The sequence below is a fragment of the Streptomyces sp. NPDC050528 genome (genome assembly GCF_044457795.1).
Taxonomy (GTDB): Bacteria; Actinomycetota; Actinomycetes; order Streptomycetales; family Streptomycetaceae; genus Streptomyces.
This window is the reverse complement of the sequence record NZ_JBITHH010000002.1, coordinates 831048-849890: the sequence shown is the minus strand read 5'-3', so window position 1 is coordinate 849890 and position 18843 is coordinate 831048. Positions and strand designations below refer to the sequence as shown.

Sequence of the window (18843 nt, the reverse complement as noted above, 5' to 3'; positions counted from 1 at the left end):
GTCAGTTCGCGTTCCGCACCGTGACTTTCCCGTCGCCGGTGTGCGCGGTCACCACATGGGAACTCGACGAGTCCCGGGGCACCGACACATCCACCGATCCGTCCCCCGTCCTGGTCGTCACTCGGTACTTCGCCCCGCCGTCCTTGGGCAGCGCGATCGTCACGGACCCGTCGCCGCTGTCGGCCGCCACCAGGTCGGGTACGGCGCCGAGTTCGAGGTGCACCGACCCGTCACCGGTCGTCGTCCGCACCTGCCGGGACGCCACCTCGGCGTGCACGGACCCGTCCCCGCTGCGCAGCACCAGCGGCCCGGTGGAGTCGGTGACATGGACGGACCCGTCGTGCGTACGGATGCTGAGCGCGTCCGCGAACCCCCGCGCCCGCACACTCCCGTCCCCGTCCTCCACCTTCACGGCGACCCCGCGCGGCACCTCGATCCGGTGCTTGACCGAACAGTCGGCGATCACCCCGGAACACTTAGTCCGCAGCACCAGCCGGTCACCCTTCATCGCCCAGGTCACCTTGGGGTCAGACCCGATCGCCACGCTCCCCTCCCACCACCGGGTGACCTCGATCTTCCCCGCCGGGTTCGCGTCCCCGGCGACGACTTCGAGCGCCGAGTCGTCCGAGTCGATGGTGAGGGTACGGCCGGTCAGCGCGAAGGTGCGGTGATCGGGATGCTTGTCGTCCCCGGCGGAGGCGGTACCGCAGGCGGTGGCACCGAGGAGGAGCAGGGCGACGGCGGTGGTGGCGGTGAGCGTGCGGGCAGCGGTGCGGGTCACGGTGATTTCCCCCTGGGACGGTCGCGGAGTCCCGGTGACTCCTACGGCTCCCCTCGACCGTAGAGAGCGGCGCCCGCCGGGGGCATCCGGCGCACTCCCGGACCCGGGGTGGGGAAAACCCCCGGGAACCTCCGGGATCCCCCGGGATCTCTCCGTGGGGATACGGGTTTGCAGGACAGGCCCCCCGGCAATGTAGGCTGTCGACTCGTCCTGGGCGCGTAGCTCAGGGGTAGAGCGTCGCCCTTACAAGGCGAATGTCGGCGGTTCGAAACCGTCCGCGCCCACCAGGATAAACAGCAGGTCAGAGGCCTTCCGGGGGAATCTCCGGGAGGCCTCTTTCCGTGTCGGCCGTCGAAGTCCACGTGGAGTCCGCATCCCCGTCGAGGATGCGCCGCACGGCAGCCCGCAGCCCACTTTCTCCCGGGCTGACGAGGATCGCGGGGATTCCGAGGGCCCGGGCGCCGGCGACATCGGCCACCGGGTTGTCACCGACCATCCAGACCCGCTCGGGACGCCCGGCCCGGTCCAACGCCACCTCGAAGATCCTCCGGTGCGGCTTCTCCCAGCCGACGAGCGAGGAGTTGACGACGGCCGCGAAGTACCGGTCGAGCCCGAGATCGCGCAGCAGACCGTCCAGCTCCGGCACATGGTTGCTGACGATGACGTGCTGCCAGCCGGCGGCGGCGAGTTCCTCCAGCGCGGCAACGCTGCCGGGGAAGACGGTCCAGCGACTCACATCGGTGTAGCGGGCCCGCACCCTGCTCGCGGCGAGGTCGGCCAACTTGGCCTCGACACCTGCCCCGACGTACGCCTTCACGAAGAGCGGCTGAAGAGCACCCCACCACGCGTCAGGTGTGCTCAGCTCGGGATGCCCGCTCTCGGGGCGATGCCAGGGAAAACCGTCCCGCAGCCCCGGAGCCATATCGGCAGCGACCAGACCGTGCCCGGGCGCGACCTCGTCCAGCGCCTCCACCAAACACCCACGCCACCTGTCGCCCCGGAACGCCAAGGTCCCGTCGAAGTCCCACAGCACGACGCTCTTGGTCATGTACGGCATCCTACGAAGCGCGCCGCCCGGATCTGTAGACGGCTAGCTCTTCTTGCCGCTGAGGAGATCGGCGTAACTGCGGGCCTGTTGGGCCGCGTTGTGGTGCCAGGTGGACTGGGTGTGGTGTTCGTCCGCCAACGAGGGCTCCGCGGTGGTGAGTTCGTCGTAGATGGTGGCGATCTCGTCGTGGACCGCGGCGATCGCGAGGCGGTTGGCGCGTACGGCGTCCGCGTGGCCGCGGTGGGTTTCTATCAGGAGCGGGTCGTCTCCGATGGGGGCGGAGGTCGGGCCGTGGGCGTGCAAGTCGCTGTATTCGTCGTTGAGTTGGGTGGCGCGTGCGTCCAGGTCCGTGCGGCGGAGGTGGAGGGCGGAGCCGCGGGCGCGCAGGCTGGCCTCGTAGGCGTGGGAGCCGGGGAAGCGGATCGCGTCCAGGCCCGAGGTGACCGCGTGCGGCCGGTCGGGGCGCAGCCTGGCGTAGCAGGCGTCCGCCTCGGCCGCCACCTCCAGCGTCTTCAAGTCCGGCGGCAGCGCGCTGCGCCCGATGGCCGCCCAGCCGTGCACGTCGCTGTACCACTTCTCGTGGGCGGACTGCCGCGTGATCCCGGCCGCGTCACCGATCTGGTTCCACGTGGTGCCGCGTTCGCGCTCGGCGACCACCGCCTCCCGCACCACGTCCTCCATACGGCGCTGAAGTCTCAGCGCGGTCCGGAGCAGGTCGCCCGGCGCGGGGTCCGGCTCGACCGGTACCGCGTCCAGGACCGCGTCGGCCAGTTGACGGAGCGTCAGGGCCAAGGCCACGCGGGACTCGTCGCGCGGTGACAGCCGGTGCAGCTCGGGTGAGGCCGGTACGGGTGCGGAGGACGCGTCTTCGGCATCGGTCATGCCCGTCAGGCTAACCCTGACACTTGCCTTGCCGGGAAGGGAAGTTGGGGCGGGTTGGGGCGGTCACGGTGCGACGTGTCGCGGTTTCCCTCGGTCGTGGGCAGGATGGGTTCATGAGCGAACCCCTCGCACCGGCGGCGCACCGCATCACCCCCTCGGGCTCCGTGCTGTCCCTGTGGTCGAAGGACTCGGTGCTGTCGATCGGCTCGGTGGGGTCGGTGCTGTCCATCGGGTCCGTCGGGTCGAGCCTGTCCGTCGGGTCCATCGGGAGCGCGCTGTCGGTCGGGTCGATCGGCTCGGCCCTGTCGCTGGTCTCGGCCGGGTCGTGGCTGAGCACGGGATCCGTCCTGTCCGCGCAGTCGCGGTGGTCGGTGCTGTCGTGGCGGTCCACGCGGGGCTTCCGGTCCGTCGGTGTCGGTGCCCTGGGGGCTGTGACGGTCCTGATGGTGGCCCAACGGGCGCTGCGCAAGGCGTAGTTGAGGGCAGAACCGCCGTACCTGCGATCGTGATCGCCGCCTCGCGGCGGCGTCGCCGACCCAAGCCTTACGCCAGCTCGTGTCGCCCCGGTCGTTCCAGCCGCCTCGGCCGCCTCAGTCGCCCTGGTCGTCCGCCGGAGGCGTCTCGTGGGCGTGCTTCAGCTTCATCCGTGTCTCCACGCGTTCCGCCGCCGCGACCTCCGTCCAGAAGCGGTGGCCGCTGACGAAGACCGCGAGTTCGTGTTCGCGCTGTCGGAGCTTCTCCACCTCGGCCTGTTCGTCGGGCGTCCAGCCGGGGGAGGCCGGGCGCTCCACCTTGCGCCAGCCTCCCGTGTCGCTGAACCCGTCCAGGGGCTCGACCGACCAGGGCAGCCGCTTCAGCAGGGCCGACAGCTCGGCCCGGACCTGATGCAGCTCCTCCTGACCGGCGAGGAGGTCACTCGGGAAGTCATAGGTCGTAGCCACGCGCTAATGCTACGCCTGTTCGAATTTGAGTCGCGAGTTCCTTCAGGGACTTCACACGATCGGGTTTACGGAGCCGGTGTCCGGAGCGACTGGCGGTACTGGTCCCACCGCGGGCTGAGGGCGATCTTTCGGAGCTGTTCCATGGCCGGCGCCGGGGGCGGCAGGCGTGGCGTGCCGCGGTGGCCGGGGTTGTAGGCGCCGATCGCGACACGGAGGTCGTCGGTCCGCAGCGTGTCGACGGTCCACAGCGCGCTGGCGGCTACGCCCTTGGCGCCGGGCTCCTGGCGGGTGGCGACCCTGGTGCCGTCGGGCAGGGTCTCGGCGTCGGCGTCGTACAGTCCGTCGGCGGCGGCCGGTGTGATGTGCCGGAGGTCGACCCGTACCGTGCTGTCGATCGCGGCCATGTCGGTGGTCCGGCCGGCGTTGACGAAGACGCACGGGTAGTCCGGGTCGTCGTACAGCACATGGACGTTCTGGGGGAGGAGCGGGACGAGGGTGCTCAGGACGCCGGTCCCGGTCAGTCCGGCGTCCGCGCTGGGCGGGGGCGGCGCCGTCCATTCCTGCCTCTTGCCCTCGGCATAGGGGTGGACGGTGCGCCGCCACACCTCGGCCGTGACCAGCTTCTTCAACTGGGCGCCGGACAGCGGCGGTTCGGCCCGGGTGATCGGAGCGCCCGATCCGGCGGTGGAGTTCCACTCGGTGACCGAGATGTACTGTCCGCTCGGGGTGAGCAGGGAGGCCGACCACACCTTGGTGTCCAGGCGTCGGTCGTCGGGGAACGCGTACCTCTTGAGCAACGTGACCCGTGCTTTGTCGGGCGGCTCGCCGGTGACGCAGCTGTCGGACTCGGTCTGGGTCGTGTCCGGGCAGCCGATGGACATCTCGGCCTGGACGCCCGGTTCGAGGCTGGTGAGGCCGATGCCGATGGCCGCCGGGCCCCTGCCGTCGTCGTGGACGACCTCCGCGTCCGGACCGGTTTCCGCGCCCATCGCCTCCTGCTCGGTGACCCTGCCCTCGGGCAGCAGGGCCTTGAGCGCGGCGACCAGGTCGGCCCGGGACGTGGGGACGGACGTCGGTGTCGCGGGGGAGTCTCGCGCGCCGGGTGCGCCGTCGCCCCAGGGGCCGAGCAGCGCCCCGGCCGCCCCGACGAGCGCGATGCCGACCGCACCGGCCACCACGGCGGCCCGTCGCCTTCGGTTGCCCGGCCGGGGTCTGCGCGGAACAGGCATACGGCAGTCATCCGCCATACCTCCGGGGACCGTCCCGCGTTCACCTCATGGCACGGGTCCGGCCGGGTGCGGGGCGAGTCGTATGTCGGTGGGGCCGCCTAGGGTGCTCGGCATGGACGTGGAACATGTGAGGCTTCGGCCCTGGGCGGACGGTGACTTCTGGTTGCTGGAGCGGCTCAACGCCCCTGAGATGACCGAGCACTTGGGCGGTCCCGAGAGCGAGGAGAAGCTCGCCGTCCGGCATCGGCGGTATCTCGAACCGGAGCCGGGGTGCATGTACCGGGTCGAGTTGGCGGCGAGTGCGGAGACCGTCGGCTCGATCGGGTTCTGGGCGCGGGAGTGGCGGGGCGAGCCGGTGTGGGAGACCGGGTGGGGAGTGCTGCCCGAGTTCCAGGGGCGCGGGCTCGCCGCCCGGGCGGCCCGCGCCGTCGTCGTGGAGGCGCGGGTCGCCGGGTGGCACCGGTATCTGCACGCGTTTCCGAGCGTCGACCATCCCGCGTCGAACTCGGTGTGCCGGAAGGCCGGGTTCACCCTGCTCGGTGAGGCGGAGTTCGAGTACCCCAAGGGGCGCTGGATCACCTCCAACGACTGGCGGATCGACCTCCAGGCGTGAGCGGGCGGTCAGTTGGCGGTCGGCGTCCCCAACTCCCTTACGAACCTTGCCGTTACCGGCACCGCGATGCCCTGCCGCTCCGCCGCGCGAAGCAACGCCCCGCCGATCGCGTCCAGTTCGAGCGGACGGCCCGCCTCCGCGTCGCGCTGCATCGACGACTTGGTCCCCGGCGGGAACGCGTCGTAGCGGGCCAGTGCGCCGGCCGCGTCCGAGGGGCCGCCGTACGAACGGCTCACCGCCACGGTCTCCTCCAGCAGGGCCGTCAACTCCTCGCGGTGGCGCGTGCGTACGTCGCCCAGCGGGAGGGCGTAGCGGGTGGTGAGGAGGGAGAGGGGGGCCAGGAATGTCATCTTGGCCCAGAGTGCGGCCGTTTCGTCGGGCAGGACCTGGGTCTTGGGGCCGGCCGCGTGGAGGGCTGCGGCGAGTGTCTCCAGGCGGTCGTGGGGGACCGTGTCGCCGGTCAGGTCGATCTCCGCGAAGGGGCTGCCGTGCTCAATTACGCCTGGGGCGGTGCGAGTTGACTCGACCCGGATGATCGCGGGGGCGACTTGGGCGGGGGTGTAGTGGGCGCGGAGGTGTGCCGGGTGTTCTACGCCGTTCAGGAACGGGACGAGGAGGGCGTCTCCCAGAGTCTTCGCCGGGACGCGGGTGAGGGCCGCGTCCAGGGTTGTCGCCTTGACCGTGATCAGGCAGGCGTCCACCGGTTCGCGGAGTTCCGTGTCCGCCTCCACGGGGGCGGTGAAGTCGCCGAAGGGGGTGCTGTGGACCCGGATTCCGTTGGTGCGGAGGGTGGTGGCCGTGTCTTCTCCGGCCAGGCAGATCACGCGGTGGCCGGCCCGGGACAGCAGGGCCGCGAGCAGGCCGCCCACGCCGCCGGGGCCCAGGATCGCCACGGTGAGGTTGTTGTTCGCCATGTTCTTGTGTCCTCTCGTCGGTCGGCCCCGTGAACGGTGGCCGCCTCGGGGCGATCATCGCAGGTGTGTTCGGGGGAGTTCCGGCGGTATCTCCTCCGGCGCGCGAGACTGGATGTATGTGCCGCAGTATCAAGACGCTTCGACCGCCTGTTCTGCCCGACGAGGCCACGGAGGAGGAGATTCGCGCTGCCGCGTTGCAGTACGTGCGCAAGGTCTCCGGGTTCCGGGCGCCGGCCGCGCACAATCGCGAGGTCTTCGACCGCGCGGTGGATGTGATCGCGGAGGCCACGGCTGAGTTGTTGGCGGGCCTTGAGGTGAGGGGGGCGGGCGCTCCGCGGGGGGCGTAGTCATCAAAGCGCGGGCCCGGTGGGGGCTGGTCGCGCAGTTCCCCGCGCCCCTAAAAGATGGGCGCGTGCCGCCGGTTCAAAGTGGACGTGTGCCTTTGTTTCGGGCCGTCGTGAGTCTGCGGGCCGGTGGGGGCTGGTCGCGCCCGCGCGGCGGAGCCGCAGATTGATGCAGCCTCGCGCCCCTAAGAGACGGGCGCGTGCCCCCGGTTCGCAGCGGACGTGTGCCTTTGGTTCGTCGTGAGTCTGCGGGTCGGGTGGGGGCTGGTCGCGCAGTTCCTCGCGCCCCTAAGAAACCAACGCGCGCCCCTGGTCCAAAACGGACGCGCGGCCCCGATTTGCAACGGACGCCCGCCCATAGCCATCCCGCGCCCTACGGCGCGCTGACCTCCGCCGTCGCCCCCGGCTGCCTTCGCATCACATACGCCGCCCCCGCGCCCGCCCCGAACAGCGCCACCAGCGATACCCCCGTTGCCAGCCACGTCGTGCCCAGCCACTGGGCGCCGTAGTACCCCAGGGCCACGCTGTATGCCGCCCAGGAGAGGCCCGCCAGGGCTGACCAGGGGAGGAAGTCTCGGGCTCGGCGGTGGGCCGCGCCTGCGCCCAGGGAGACCACCGAGCGGCCGGCGGGGGCGAAGCGGGCCAGGATGACCAGGGCTCCGCCGCCGCGGGCGAGGGCCAGGCCGAGACGTTCCTGCGCGTTGGTGAGGCGGCGGGAGCGGGAGATCGCGCGGTCCAGGCGGGCGCCGCCGCGCCAGGCGAGGCGGTAGGCGACCAGGTCGCCCAGAAGCGAGGCCGTGGCCGCGCACGCGATCAGCGCCAGGATGCTGGGCACCTCGTGCGGGACGGGAACCGCGTCCGCCGCCGCGCCGGTGCCCGCTGCCGCCGCCGTGGCCGCCGCGATGACCAGGACACCGCTCGGCAGAACCGGCAGGAACACATCAAGGAGTACGGACAGGGCGACCAAGGCGTAGATCCATGGGCTGCCGGTCAGCGACCCCACACTCTCGAACAACGCATCTCCCCGTGAACTCCCCCGTGGGCCGGACCTGCCGCGGTGTCGCGAGGGAGCGGCAGGGGCGGCCAGTGACAGCCATACAGCGTACGCCTGGGTGGGGACAGGAGATTCACGGGGGGCACGTGTGATCCGCACAGTGTGTTCACCCGGCTGCCCCGTCCCAGGGGGCGGCCCGCGTCCGTATCCCGTAGCAACGTAAAGGGGATGTGAGCGGGACAAGACGTTAGGAACGGTACACATCATGGTGGTAGGGATATGCGCGGGCGCCGTCGTCGCGGCCGTACTGGCGAGCGGTACGGGCGGTGCCGGGGCCAGTGCTCCGGACGGTTACTGGATGCGGACGGACGCGCGGTTCGCGCCGGTCGGCGCCCTCGTCCCGTCGGCGGCGGTGACGTACGAAAACAAACTGGTCCCGGCCGCCGCCTGGATCCAGGTGAGTCAGCACACCGCGGTCGGTGGTGCCACGACTGTGCGGCTCAAGGTCGACGGGATGGTGCCGGGGCACGCGTACGCCGTCCATGTGCATCAGAAGCCGTGCGGCGCCGACCCGGCCGCGGCCGGCGGCCACTTCCAGCACAAGCCGTCCACGGACCCGGCGGACGTCACCGCCGACAACGAGGTCTGGCTCGACTTCACGGCCGACGAGCACGGCGCCGCCGAGGCCAGTGCCCAGCACGACTGGGGCTTCCGGCAGGGCGAGGCGTCCTCCGTCGTGATCCACGACATGCCGGGCAGCAAGGTCCGCGCCGCCTGCTTCACCGTGCCGTTCGGCTGGGCTCCCTGACCTGCGGATACGTCCAGGAGCGGGCGGCTGCGACCGGCGCCCGCTCCGTGGTCGCCGCACGGAGAACCGCTCGTGCCACCGCGTCCGCGTCCGACAGCGTGACCGAGTCCACGCCAGGGCGGGCGCCCGCCGCGGTCACCCAGTGCACGCCCTCCGTGGGCACCCCGAACGCGAACCGCCGTGCGTGGACGCCTCCCTGACGGTCTATCAGACGGTACGGGCGCGGAGTCACGTCCAGCCCGCCCGTCTCGTAACCGTCCACCGTGTGCGGCCGGCACCGGCCCGTCCGCAGCAGTCGGCCCAGCAGTTCGTCGGCGGTGCGGCGCAGGTCCGGTTCGGGGAGGCGCGCCTCGATGAGCGTGGTGACGCGGACCGCCGAGCCCGGTATCTCCGGGGAGTGGGCCACCCAGGCGCCGTCCGCCTCCCGCACCTCCAGGCGCGGTCCGAGCACCTCCACCACACCCGCCGCCACCAGCGCGGCCAGTTCCTCGGTACGGCGGCGGGGCGGGCCGATGGACAGGAACGCGTTGAGCGGGGTGTACCAGCGGTCCAGATGGTCGCGGCGGGAGGCGCCGGCCAGGCCGCCGTGGTCGACGACCAGCCGGAGTTCGTTGCGCAGATCGCGCAGCACGTCCAGGGCCGCCTTGAGCGGGCCGTCCACATTGCCGAGCGCCGCGTGTTCCGCGTCCTCGCGCAGATACGACAGCAGCCAGTTCCGCCAGGCGGTGGGATACGCGAGATCGGCCTCCGTGTACGGGCGGGACAGTCGGTCCCAGCTCCAGCGGTCGGCGGCCGGGACTCCGAACTCGTCGAGTATCAGGGCCTCTTGGGGGTCGCGGTGCGGGACGGCGAGGAAGCGCTCGGTGAAGTCCGTCAACTCCGGGCGGCGGGAGGGGCGTAGCAGCGCGGTGTAGTAGACCGTCTCGACTTCCTTCGCCACCAACGGCCATATCTCCGTGAGGAATTCGGGGGGCTCGGCGGAGTCGGCGCGTTTGCGGAAGGCGGAGATCGCCTCGGGGGTGAGGACGAGGGGGGTGTGACGGCCGTAGGGGCCCTTCGCGTTGTCGCCGCGGGCCTGGTACGGGATGCCTCGGCGTGAACCGGCGTGCAGGCGGGGCTCGTTGCCCGAGGGGACGTAGCGCAGAGTCCCGTTCTCCGTGCGGACGAAACGGCCGCCTCTGCCTGTCGTCAACAGGGCTGTGTGGTCGAAGAAGTTGAGGCCCAGGCCGCGCAACAGGACGGGTTCGCCCGGCCGTACGGCGGACAGGTCGATGTCGGCCGGGTTGGCGGGTGGGATGTGGCGCAGGCCGTGGTGGTCGGCGTAGGAGGAGAGGCGGCGGTGGGTGGGGTCCGGGGCCGTCGGGAGGTGGCCCTGGGCCAGGACCACGGCCGAAAGGGCGGACAGGGTACGGCCGTTGTCGAGGGTGAGGGACTGGTGGCCGTCCGCCGTGTCGTCGAGGCGTATCGCGCGTGCCCTGTGTGTCGCGACCCGGACGGAGTCGGGGGCCTCGCGGACCGTGCGGGCGAACACCCACTCCAGGTAGCGGCCGTAGTGCGCGCGGGTGGGGTAGTCGTCCGGGCCCAGTTCGGCGGGTGCCCACTCGTGCAGGCTCGGGCCGGGGCGGACCGGGCCCGAGCAGTCGACGCTGGCGTCGGTGAAGAGGGTCACCTGGGAGGCCACGGTGTTCATCAGCAGCTCGGGCGACTGCGCGGAGCGCCACACGCGGCCGGGCCCCGGGGGCGCCGGGTCGACGACGTGGACGGTGAGCCGGGTGCCGGGCGGGAGGAGTTCCGGCGCGGAGGCGCAGAGGCGTTCCAGGACGCTGGTGCCGCGCGGACCGGCGCCGACCACGGCGACCGAGACGGAGCCCGGGACGGGGGTCGCCGGCTCACCGTCGGACGCGTTCACTGCAGACAAAGGGGTGACTCCCGGGCGTGTGGGGGCGCAATGGAGCAGACCGCCCACCGGGAAAGCGGACGGCCCGCCTCATCATGCCCGCACCGAGGTCACGGGGGTGTCAGGGGGGACTCCTCCACCGTCTTCAGCGTCCCGTCCCTCCGCGCCTGCTCCAGCCGCAGCCGGGCCGAACGGCCGCGCAGGGTCAGGGTCATGAGCTGGTTCCCGAACCAAGGCCCGCCCGTTTTACGCCACTTGACCGACGGGTCCGGGCAACGGCCGTGCCGGGCAAGGCGGCGGCCCAGTCCGCGCGCGACCGCGCTCCACCCGAAGCGGAAACCGACGCGTATGTAAGGGGGGATGGAGTTGTGGACGGGGGAGCAGGTGAGTTGCAGGACGCGTGAACTCGGGCTGCCGGTCCGCCACTTGGGCTCCGCGACGTACGCGTGGTGTACGTCGCCCGACAGCACGAGCACCGACGCCGGCGCCGCGTCCCCCGACCCCACCTCGGCGATCAGGTCCGCCAGCTGCTCGAAGGAGTCCGGGAACGCCGCCCAGTGCTCCAGGTCGGCCGCGCGGCGCAGCTTCTCGCCGAACTCGGCCCAGCGGGTGCCCCGTTCACCCCGGCACAGGGCCGCGTCCCAGGACTCGGCGTCGTGGACGAGGTGTGGCAGCAGCCAGGGGAGCGAGGTGCCGATGAGGAGGTGGTCGTAGGAACCGGGGTCCTTCAGCGCCTCCGCGCGTAGCCAGTCGGCCTCGCCGGGGTCGAGCATCGCGCGGTTCTGTTCGTCGAGGACGCGGGCCGCCCTGCTGTCGACCATCAGCAGGCGGACGCGGCCGAAGTCGCGCCGGTAGCTCCAGCGGACGGAGGCCGGGTCGGCGTCGGCGCGGCAGGCGAAGGCCCGGAGTTCGTCGGTGCCGTCGGGGGCGGAGCGGACCGCCAAGTAGAGGGGATCGGCGGCGAGTTCGGCGGGGGAGAGGTTCCCGAGGTGCTGGTGGACCCAGTACGACATGAGGCCGCTGAGCAGTCGTTCGCGCCACCACGGGGTCTCGCGCATGTCCGCGAGCCAGGCGGCGCTGGTGTTCCAATCATCGATCACGTCGTGATCGTCGAAGACCATGCACGAGGGCACCGTGGAGAGCAGCCAGCGGATCTCCGGGTCCAGCCAGGACTCGTAGTAGAGGCGCGTGTACTCCTCGTAGTCCGCGACCTCGCTGCCCGGCGGCTCGCTCAGGTCGCGGCGGGCGGAGAGCCAGCGGCGGGTCGCGTCGGAGACCTCGTCGGCGTAGACCTGGTCGCCCAACAGGAGGAGTACGTCCGGGCGTTCGGACTCCGGCTCGCGGGCGATGCGCGAGGCCAGTGTGTCCAGGGCGTCCGGGCCCACCGGATCGTGGTCGTCGGCGGGCGGCGCGGCCCAGCGGCAGGAGCCGAACGCGACGCGGACGGTGCCGTCGGCGTCCGGGGTGTGGATCACGGACGGCGGGAAGGGGGATTCGGGCAGCGGCCACACGTGCGCGCCGTCCAGGAACACCTCGTACGGCGTCGACGTCCCGGGCGTGAGGCCCTCCACCGGCACCAACGCGTAGTGGTGGCCCGCCACTTGGAAGGTGCGGGTGCTGCCCCGGGCGCCGTCGGCGCAGCGCACCTCGGCGGTGCACGGACGGCTCGCCTCGACCCATACGGTCGCGGACGAGCCGTCGGCGTAGCGAAGCAGTGGTCCAAGACTCAGTCCGGCGGCCACGTTGATCACCTTCCTCCGTCGCCCCGTACGGTACGGAACGACGGAGGTCAGCGACTAGGTTCCGGGGATCACCACTTGGTTGCGGGGTTCAGCAGCCGCTGAGGACCGAGGTGAGCTTGGCCTTCTCGGCGGTGTCGACCGAGAGGTCGTAGTAGTACTTCACCTGGACCCAGGCACGCACGTAGGTGCACGCGTACGAGGTGAGCGAGGGCATCCACTCGGCCGGGTCCTTGTCGCCCTTGGACTGGTTGACGTTGTCGGTGACCGCGAGGAGCTGCGGGCGGGTCACGTCGTTGGCGAAGGACTCGCGCTGGGCGGTGGTCCAGTTGCGGGCACCGGAGTCCCAGGCCTCGGCCAGCGGGACGAGGTGGTCGATGTCGACGTCGGAGGCGGCGGTCCAGGTGGCACCGTCGTAGGGGGAGTACCAGCTGCCGCTGGTGGCGACGCAGGCGGAGGTGGTGACGACGTTCGTACCGTCGCGCTTGAGGATCCACTCACGGGTGTTGCAGGTACCGCTGATGGTGTCCCAGGTCGGGAACAGGTCACGCTCGTAGCCGGTCCTGACCTCGGTCGCCACGGTGAGCGAGGCGAGGTAGGTGCGGGCGGTGGCGGCGCTGACCGGGGTGGGGAGGGCGGCGGAGGCGGTCGGGCCGTTGAAGAGTCCGGCGAAGGCTATGAGTCCGGTAAGAGCCGCGAGTATGCTGAGCCGTCGTCGACGCGCGTAGAACTTCGGCATGCGAACTCCCTTGTGGTGTGGGGGTGTTGGAGTGCGAGCGGGGAAATGCTCGCGGTGCCGTGTTGCGGGGAGGTGTGCGTTCGGTAAGAAGCTAGTGACGTGCTCATGACACAACAAGGGCCGCGACGAGACTTTCCTCACGGGTGGGCAGGGTCGGTCCTCGCGTACAGTGGATGGCGCAGAAGGGGAGTAGCTCTTCGCCGGACCGTCGACATACTGCTCAGCTCGTCTGAGCCGGCGCCCGGAGGCAGGTCCCATCGCGTGGATACGCGGGGGATCGGCCAGCGAGACCTTCGGTAAAGCAGTGCACTAGTCGTTTTTCGTGTGCGCTGCCGTGCCGAGGTGTCCGCGGACAGCAATCACACTCTCGGTGGGGCAGCCCCGACCGATTGAGGAATTTTGATCAGCATCAGCGTGACGGCGCTCGTCTTCGGCGTCGTCTTTCTCGCCGAACTCCCCGACAAGACCGCGCTCGCCGGACTCGTCCTCGGCACCCGTTATCGCGCGTCGTACGTCTTCGCGGGCGTGGCCGCCGCGTTCCTTCTGCATGTCGTGCTCGCGGTGGCGGCGGGCAGTGTACTGACCTTGCTGCCGCAGCAGTTGGTGGCCGCGGTGACCGGTGTGCTCTTCCTGGGCGGGGCCGCGGTGCTGCTCTTCAAGAAGGGTGACGACGACGAGGAGGTCCGCGCGCCGAAGGACCAGTCCTTCTGGCGGGTGTCCGGTGCCGGGTTCATGCTCATCCTGGTCGCCGAGTTCGGTGACCTGACCCAGATCATGACGGCGAACCTCGCGGCGCGTTACGACGATCCGTTCTCTGTGGGGCTTGGGGCGGTGCTGGCGTTGTGGGCGGTGGCCGGGCTGGGGATCGTGGGCGGGAAGGCGCTGATGAAGCGGGTGCCGTTGGAGTTGATCACGCGGATCGCGGCGGTGCTGATGCTGGCGCTGGGGGCGTGGAGTTTGTGGGAGGCCGTGACCGCCTGATCGTGTGAGGGGGGTCTGGTGCGGGCGGGTGAGCTGAACGGTGAGTGAACTGTTCCGGGGGGCGGTGGCGCGATGCCGGTCCGGTTTTGTACCGTAGAGAAACAAAGTGGCTCCCGTCCGTTCTCCCTGACCGGCGGGCGGGGCCACCTTGTCCCTCCGGGGGTTGACCCGCGTTTTTCTCTCCCGTTCCTTGGAGCCTGCCGATGACGGCCACCACCGTGCTCACCGCCCGTGCCCTGCTGCTGGACATGGACGGCACCCTCGTCGACTCGCATGCCGTCGTCGAGCGGATCTGGCGGCGTTGGTCCGAGCGGCACGGGCTGAACGCGGATGAGGTCATGAAGGTCGTGCATGGGCGGCAGGGGTATGCGTCGATGGCGCTGCTGCTGCCCAGCCGGCCTATGGAGCAGAACTACGCCGAGAATGCGCGCATGCTCGCCGAGGAGACCGCCGACGTCGAGGGTGTCGTGCCGATTCCGGGTGCGGGGGAGTTTCTGGCGTCGTTGCGGGGGTTGCCGCATGCGCTTGTCACGTCGGCGGACGTCGCGTTGTCCACGGCGCGGATGGGGGCGGCGGGGTTGGAGTTGCCGGAGGTTCGGATCACGGCGGAGTCCGTCGGTGCGAGCAAGCCTGATCCGGAGGGGTTCTTGAAGGGGGCCGCCGAGCTGGGTGTTGCTCCGGCTGACTGCATTGTCTTCGAGGACTCCGGGGCGGGGATCGCGGCGGGGCGGGCGGCTGGGATGCGGGTGGTGGGGGTTGGGCCGCAGGCCGGGTTCCATCGGGCGGATGTGGTGGTGCGGGATTTGCGTGCGGTGCGGGTTGAGGATTTGGGGGGTGGGGGGATTCGGCTGCACGTGGGGTGAGGGGCGCCGTTGGTGGTGCCGCCTTGGGTTGTGTCGCGGGTGCTGCGGTGTGGGGGCTGGTCGCGCAGTTCCCCGCGCCCCTTTGGGGGCTGCTCCTCGGGGTGTGTCCTGCGGGCCGTGTGTGACGCTGGCTCTCCCCGCACGGCTCGGTGCCTCTTAGCTCCCCCCATCCCAACCCCCCAGGGGCGCGGGGAACTGCGCGCCCAGCCCCCACCCACCCGCACCCCGCACACAGCCCAAACCACCCACCCCCGACCCGGCCCCACCACGCCAGCCAGCGCAGCGTCACGGCTCGGTCGTTTCCGACTCCAGCCTCGCCCGCGTAGCCGCCCCGTACACCCCCAGCGTGTCGGATGTGATGCCTCGGGCCACTTGGTACGTGCGTACCGACGTCTGGACCTGTTTGTCGAAGATGCCGTTGTCGGGGCCGGTGTAGAGCCTCAACTGGGTTAGGCGGAGCTGGAGTTCGGTCACCTCGGGGCCTTCGTCGCCGCGTTGGAGGACCGGGCTGGGGGTGCTGCTGCTCTGGCGGTTCGTGGCGGAGGCCGTTGACGCGGTGGAGGTGGGGGTCGGGGTTGTGCTGGGGGTCGCGGGCTTGGATGCCGTAGCCGACGGGGTCGACGATGCCGTCGGAGACGGGGGCTCGCTGAGTGACGGGGTCGGGGACGCCGACGTCGGGGGTGGGGATGTGGAGCCGCTTGTGGACGGGGTCGCGGATCCCGCGCTCTTCGAAGCCGTCGGGACGCTCCCCCGTACGTCCTGAGGGGCCGCCTCGTCCCGCGACGGGGGCTCGTACGAGAACATGCCGCTCGCGAAACCCGCGACCGCCGCCACCGCCACGACGGCTCCCGTGACGGCGAGGAGGACGGTGCGGCGGCTGCGGCGGGGCGGGGAGGCTTCGTCGTCCGTGGGGTGTTCCGGGGTGTCCCCGCCCCCGCCCCCGCTGCCGTTGCCGCCGTCCGCGAACAGGCTCAGGTCCGTCGGGGCCGGGAGGACCGACGTCTCCTCTTGAGAAGCCGGTGCGGTCGGTGAGGGTGTCACCGCTCGCAGCAGCATCGTCTCCTCGACCGCCGGCAGCTGCTGGGTCTCACCCTCGGGTGTCGTCGGTGGTACCGGCGCGGGCGGCTGCGCGGTCGGCTGCTCCTGCGAGGTGCTGTCCAGTTCCACATACGGCCTGATCCGCAGCGGGTCGAAGTCCTCCGCCGCTGCCGCCTCCGCCGTGCGCGCGTCGCGCAGCGCGTCGGACGCCCGTTGGGTGCAGGCGCAGGACGGGGAGCCGTCGGCTGCCCGGGGTGCCCCGCACTGCGGGCATATGTGGCCCTTCGCCTCGTTCACGTGTTCGTTCCTCCCCGTCGAACTCCAGAGGTTATGCGGATCTCCTTCACGCCGTCTCCTCCGACCCCCGGAATGCGAGCTTCCACTCGGACTCGACAGGCCGTAACCGGCCATACCGATCACCATGGATGTGTAACGAGAGCCGCAGGAGGTCTTCATGGCCGACGATGCGCACGGTATGACAGGGAATGTGCACGACGCGCAGCCATCGGAGGGGCCCCCGCAGCGGGGCAGTTCCGCGCAGGAACATGTGTCGGGCAACGTCCTCGTCTCGATCGGGGCGCTGCTCCTGGGGCTGCTGCTCGCCGCCCTCGACCAGACCATCGTGTCGACCGCGCTGCCGACGATCGTCAGCGATCTCGGCGGGCTGGAGCATCTGTCGTGGGTCGTCACCGCGTATCTGCTCGCCTCGACCGCCGCGACCCCGCTCTGGGGCAAGCTCGGCGACCAGTACGGGCGGAAACGGCTCTTCCAGATCGCGATCGTGATCTTTCTGATCGGGTCGGCGTTGTGCGGGGCCGCGCAGAACATGCCCCAGCTGATCGGCTTCCGGGCGTTGCAGGGGCTCGGCGGCGGCGGGCTGATCGTGCTGTCGATGGCGATCGTGGGCGATGTCGTCTCGCCGCGTGAACGCGGGCGCTATCAGGGGCTCTTCGGGGCCGTCTTCGGTGCGACGAGTGTTCTCGGGCCGCTCCTCGGCGGGCTGTTCACCGAGCATCTGAGCTGGCGCTGGGTCTTCTACATCAACCTCCCCGTCGGCGTCGTCGCCCTCGCCGTCATCGCGACCGCCCTGCACATCCCGCGCAAGTCGACCCACCACGTCATCGACTACCTCGGCACCTTCCTCATCGCCGCCGTCGCGACCTGCCTGGTCCTCGTCGCCTCGCTCGGCGGCACCACCTGGGGCTGGGGCTCACCGCAGATCATCGGGCTCGCGGTGCTGAGCGTGGTGCTGATCGTCGCGTTCGTCGCCGTCGAGCGGCGGGCCGCCGAACCCGTCCTCCCGCTGAAGCTGTTCCGCGTCCGCACCTTCACGCTCGCCGCCGTCATCAGCTTCATCGTCGGCTTCGCGATGTTCGGCGCGATGACCTACCTGCCGACCTTCCTCCAGGTCGTGCAGGGCATCACCCCGACCATGTCCGGCGTCCACATGCTGCCGATGGTGTTCGGCATGCTGATCTCGTCCACCGCCTCCGGCCAGATCGTCAGCCGCACCGGCCGCTGGAAGGTGTTCCCCATCGCGGGCACCGGCATCACCGCGCTCGGCCTGCTGCTGCTCCACCGGCTCGACGAGGGCAGTTCCACCGCCGAGATGAGCGCGTACTTCTTCGTCTTCGGGCTCGGACTCGGCCTGGTCATGCAGGTGTTGGTCCTCATCGTCCAGAACGCCGTCTCGTACGAGGACCTCGGCGTCGCCACCTCCGGTGCGACCTTCTTCCGCTCCATCGGCGCCTCGTTCGGCGTCGCCATCTTCGGCACGATCTTCGCGAGCCGGCTGGGCGACAAGCTCACGGATGCGCTCCGGGGGACCGCGTTGCCGGCGGGTGTCACCCCGGACGGGCTTGAGTCCGATCCGCGGGGGATTTCCCAACTGCCGGTCGCGGTACGGCCGGAGGCCCTCCACGCGTACGCCTCTTCGATCACCGACGTGTTCTTGTACGCCGCTCCCGTCGCCCTCGTCGGCTTCGTCCTGGCCTGGTTCCTCAAGGAGGACAAGCTGCGGGGCTCCGTTACGGCGCCGGATGTCACCGAGACCCTTGCCAGCAACCCCGTCCAACGGTCTTCCTACGACGAGGTGTGCCGTGCGCTGTCCGTGCTGGGGACGCGGGAAGGGCGGCGGGAGATCTATCGGACCATCACGGAGAAGGCGGGCTACGACCTTCAGCCTGCGGCGAGTTGGTTGTTGCTGCGCATCAAGCGGGACGGGTGGGCGGAACCGGGGGTGTTGGCGGAGCGCAGTACCGTGCCGTTGCCCGTCATCCTCGCTGCGGTTCGTCAGGTTGAGGAGCGGCGGCTGGCCGTGCGCGAGGGCCTCGACCTTCAACTGACCGACCAGGGGCGGGAAGTGGCCGAGAAGTTGTCACAGGCTCGTGAGGAATCTCTCGCGGAGACGCTGGGGGACTGGTGGGGGGCGGATCGGCCTACGGATCTCGTTCAGTTGGTCAAGGAACTGAATGGGGAGTTGTGTGGGTCGGATGGGGAGCAGCCGCGTAATGGGGTGGTGAAGAGGGTCAGTTGAGGTCTTTTGGGGGCGGTGCTTGAGGGGTGACGGGTTTCTGGGGCGGTGTTGGTCTGGTGCCGCGCGGGGTGGGTCGGTGTTGAGTTGGTGCCGCGTGGGTGGGTCGGTGTTGGGATGGTGCCGCGCGGGTGGGTCGGTGTTGGTCGGGTGCCGGGTGGCGATACGTGGCGGTGTTGGTCGGGTGCCGGGTGGCGATACGTGCTGGTGTTGGTCGGGTGCCGTGCGGGAGTGTGCCGGTGTTGGTCAGGTACCCCGCGCGCACCTCTTATTGGTTCGGTCGCCTTCGGGGCGCTGGGAGCCGGTGTCGAGAGCCCCACCGTGCTCGGCGCTGCGCGCCTCCGCGCGCTGGGGCTCTCGACACCGGCGCGCCCCTACGGCTCCCTCTCGGCCGTCCGCGTGGGGAAAGTTGGAGTTGGTGGGCCCGCACTGCTTGTTTGTCTGACGCCGTTCGCTTCTCTGCCGGGGGTTGTTGGGCGCCGGGGGTAGGTGGGTGCCG

General features: G+C 70.7%; 18 protein-coding genes and 1 tRNA gene. 8 read left to right on the top strand and 11 right to left on the bottom strand.

Annotation, left to right across the window (positions count from 1 at the left end; genetic code table 11):
• Position 1: 1 nt before the first annotated feature.
• A complete protein-coding gene (locus ACIBK4_RS11175) occupies positions 2–781 on the bottom strand; it encodes a DUF4097 family beta strand repeat-containing protein (RefSeq protein ID WP_398994291.1) in 780 nt (259 codons plus the stop codon).
• A 212-nt stretch (positions 782–993) separates the two neighbouring features.
• Between ACIBK4_RS11175 and ACIBK4_RS11170 the strand changes: the two genes are divergently transcribed.
• Positions 994–1068, top strand: a tRNA-Val gene (locus tag ACIBK4_RS11170).
• Positions 1069–1082: 14 nt separating this feature from the next.
• On the opposite strand, the gene ACIBK4_RS11165 is transcribed toward ACIBK4_RS11170, so the two are convergent.
• Both ACIBK4_RS11165 and ACIBK4_RS11160 read right to left on the bottom strand, forming a co-directional pair.
• On the bottom strand, positions 1083–1829 hold the full coding sequence (locus ACIBK4_RS11165) for an HAD family hydrolase (RefSeq protein WP_398994289.1): 747 nt from the start codon (positions 1827–1829) through the stop codon (positions 1083–1085).
• 42 nt (positions 1830–1871) lie between these two features.
• A complete protein-coding gene (locus ACIBK4_RS11160; protein ID WP_398994287.1) occupies positions 1872–2711 on the bottom strand; it encodes a hypothetical protein in 840 nt (279 codons plus the stop codon).
• A gap of 113 nt (positions 2712–2824) precedes the next feature.
• Between ACIBK4_RS11160 and ACIBK4_RS11155 the strand changes: the two genes are divergently transcribed.
• Positions 2825–3187: a hypothetical protein gene (locus tag ACIBK4_RS11155; RefSeq protein WP_398994285.1), complete on the top strand. Its 363-nt coding sequence runs from the start codon at positions 2825–2827 to the stop codon at positions 3185–3187.
• A 114-nt stretch (positions 3188–3301) separates the two neighbouring features.
• On the opposite strand, the gene ACIBK4_RS11150 is transcribed toward ACIBK4_RS11155, so the two are convergent.
• Entirely contained in the window at positions 3302–3652 is a 351-nt protein-coding gene (locus ACIBK4_RS11150) for a hypothetical protein (protein ID WP_366436105.1), read from the bottom strand.
• Between the two features lie 65 nt (positions 3653–3717).
• A complete protein-coding gene (locus tag ACIBK4_RS11145; protein ID WP_398994283.1) occupies positions 3718–4830 on the bottom strand; it encodes a hypothetical protein in 1113 nt (370 codons plus the stop codon).
• 163 nt (positions 4831–4993) lie between these two features.
• Between ACIBK4_RS11145 and ACIBK4_RS11140 the strand changes: the two genes are divergently transcribed.
• Complete coding sequence (locus tag ACIBK4_RS11140) at positions 4994–5494, top strand: GNAT family N-acetyltransferase (protein ID WP_398994281.1); 501 nt, start codon at positions 4994–4996, stop codon at positions 5492–5494.
• Positions 5495–5502: 8 nt separating this feature from the next.
• Here ACIBK4_RS11140 and ACIBK4_RS11135 read toward each other — a convergent pair whose 3' ends face one another.
• Complete coding sequence (locus ACIBK4_RS11135; protein ID WP_398994279.1) at positions 5503–6408, bottom strand: ketopantoate reductase family protein; 906 nt, start codon at positions 6406–6408, stop codon at positions 5503–5505.
• 116 nt (positions 6409–6524) lie between these two features.
• Here ACIBK4_RS11135 and ACIBK4_RS11130 point away from each other — a divergent pair, with 116 nt between their 5' ends.
• The gene (locus ACIBK4_RS11130; protein WP_398994277.1) at positions 6525–6755 is read left to right on the top strand and encodes a DUF2277 domain-containing protein; all 231 of its coding nucleotides are present in this window, start codon (positions 6525–6527) and stop codon (positions 6753–6755) included.
• 370 nt (positions 6756–7125) lie between these two features.
• On the opposite strand, the gene ACIBK4_RS11125 is transcribed toward ACIBK4_RS11130, so the two are convergent.
• On the bottom strand, positions 7126–7767 hold the full coding sequence (locus tag ACIBK4_RS11125; RefSeq protein ID WP_398994275.1) for a DedA family protein: 642 nt from the start codon (positions 7765–7767) through the stop codon (positions 7126–7128).
• Positions 7768–8011: 244 nt separating this feature from the next.
• Between ACIBK4_RS11125 and ACIBK4_RS11120 the strand changes: the two genes are divergently transcribed.
• Complete coding sequence (locus ACIBK4_RS11120) at positions 8012–8554, top strand: superoxide dismutase family protein (RefSeq protein ID WP_398994273.1); 543 nt, start codon at positions 8012–8014, stop codon at positions 8552–8554.
• Here the strand turns inward: ACIBK4_RS11120 and ACIBK4_RS11115 are convergent.
• From ACIBK4_RS11115 to ACIBK4_RS11105, 3 genes are all read right to left on the bottom strand, one after another.
• Positions 8526–10472 carry an FAD/NAD(P)-binding protein gene (locus ACIBK4_RS11115; RefSeq protein ID WP_398994271.1) on the bottom strand — a complete coding sequence of 649 codons (1947 nt, stop codon included), beginning with the start codon at positions 10470–10472 and terminating at the stop codon, positions 8526–8528. The two genes, ACIBK4_RS11120 and ACIBK4_RS11115, sit on opposite strands and share 29 nt — an antisense overlap.
• Positions 10473–10561: 89 nt before the next feature.
• Entirely contained in the window at positions 10562–12193 is a 1632-nt protein-coding gene (locus ACIBK4_RS11110; protein ID WP_398994269.1) for an alkaline phosphatase D family protein, read from the bottom strand.
• Positions 12194–12281: 88 nt separating this feature from the next.
• Positions 12282–12929 (bottom strand): HNH endonuclease family protein, encoded by a 648-nt coding sequence (locus ACIBK4_RS11105; RefSeq protein ID WP_327404398.1) that lies wholly within the window; start codon positions 12927–12929, stop codon positions 12282–12284.
• A 399-nt stretch (positions 12930–13328) separates the two neighbouring features.
• On the opposite strand from ACIBK4_RS11105, the gene ACIBK4_RS11100 reads away from it, so the two are divergent.
• Together ACIBK4_RS11100 and ACIBK4_RS11095 are read left to right on the top strand one after the other, a co-directional pair.
• Positions 13329–13910, top strand: a complete 582-nt coding sequence (locus tag ACIBK4_RS11100; protein WP_033286912.1) for a TMEM165/GDT1 family protein — start codon at positions 13329–13331, stop codon at positions 13908–13910.
• A 203-nt stretch (positions 13911–14113) separates the two neighbouring features.
• Positions 14114–14773 carry an HAD-IA family hydrolase gene (locus ACIBK4_RS11095; protein WP_398994266.1) on the top strand — a complete coding sequence of 220 codons (660 nt, stop codon included), beginning with the start codon at positions 14114–14116 and terminating at the stop codon, positions 14771–14773.
• A 285-nt stretch (positions 14774–15058) separates the two neighbouring features.
• Here ACIBK4_RS11095 and ACIBK4_RS11090 read toward each other — a convergent pair whose 3' ends face one another.
• Complete coding sequence (locus ACIBK4_RS11090) at positions 15059–16108, bottom strand: peptidoglycan-binding protein (protein ID WP_398994264.1); 1050 nt, start codon at positions 16106–16108, stop codon at positions 15059–15061.
• 157 nt (positions 16109–16265) lie between these two features.
• Here ACIBK4_RS11090 and ACIBK4_RS11085 point away from each other — a divergent pair, with 157 nt between their 5' ends.
• Complete coding sequence (locus ACIBK4_RS11085) at positions 16266–18347, top strand: DHA2 family efflux MFS transporter permease subunit (RefSeq protein ID WP_398994262.1); 2082 nt, start codon at positions 16266–16268, stop codon at positions 18345–18347.
• Positions 18348–18843 lie beyond the last annotated feature (496 nt).

What these genes read in the sequence shown, in the direction of transcription:
- ACIBK4_RS11165 (WP_398994289.1), bottom strand. Translation starts at nt 1,829, where the DNA reads ATGACCAAGAGCGTCGTGCTGTGGGACTTCGACGGGACCTTGGCGTTC.
- ACIBK4_RS11160 (WP_398994287.1), bottom strand. Translation starts at nt 2,711, where the DNA reads ATGACCGATGCCGAAGACGCGTCCTCCGCACCCGTACCGGCCTCACCC.
- ACIBK4_RS11155 (WP_398994285.1), top strand. Translation starts at nt 2,825, where the DNA reads ATGAGCGAACCCCTCGCACCGGCGGCGCACCGCATCACCCCCTCGGGC.
- ACIBK4_RS11140 (WP_398994281.1), top strand. Translation starts at nt 4,994, where the DNA reads ATGGACGTGGAACATGTGAGGCTTCGGCCCTGGGCGGACGGTGACTTC.
- ACIBK4_RS11135 (WP_398994279.1), bottom strand. Translation starts at nt 6,408, where the DNA reads ATGGCGAACAACAACCTCACCGTGGCGATCCTGGGCCCCGGCGGCGTG.
- ACIBK4_RS11130 (WP_398994277.1), top strand. Translation starts at nt 6,525, where the DNA reads ATGTGCCGCAGTATCAAGACGCTTCGACCGCCTGTTCTGCCCGACGAG.
- ACIBK4_RS11120 (WP_398994273.1), top strand. Translation starts at nt 8,012, where the DNA reads ATGGTGGTAGGGATATGCGCGGGCGCCGTCGTCGCGGCCGTACTGGCG.
- ACIBK4_RS11105 (WP_327404398.1), bottom strand. Translation starts at nt 12,929, where the DNA reads ATGCCGAAGTTCTACGCGCGTCGACGACGGCTCAGCATACTCGCGGCT.
- ACIBK4_RS11095 (WP_398994266.1), top strand. Translation starts at nt 14,114, where the DNA reads ATGACGGCCACCACCGTGCTCACCGCCCGTGCCCTGCTGCTGGACATG.
- ACIBK4_RS11085 (WP_398994262.1), top strand. Translation starts at nt 16,266, where the DNA reads ATGGCCGACGATGCGCACGGTATGACAGGGAATGTGCACGACGCGCAG.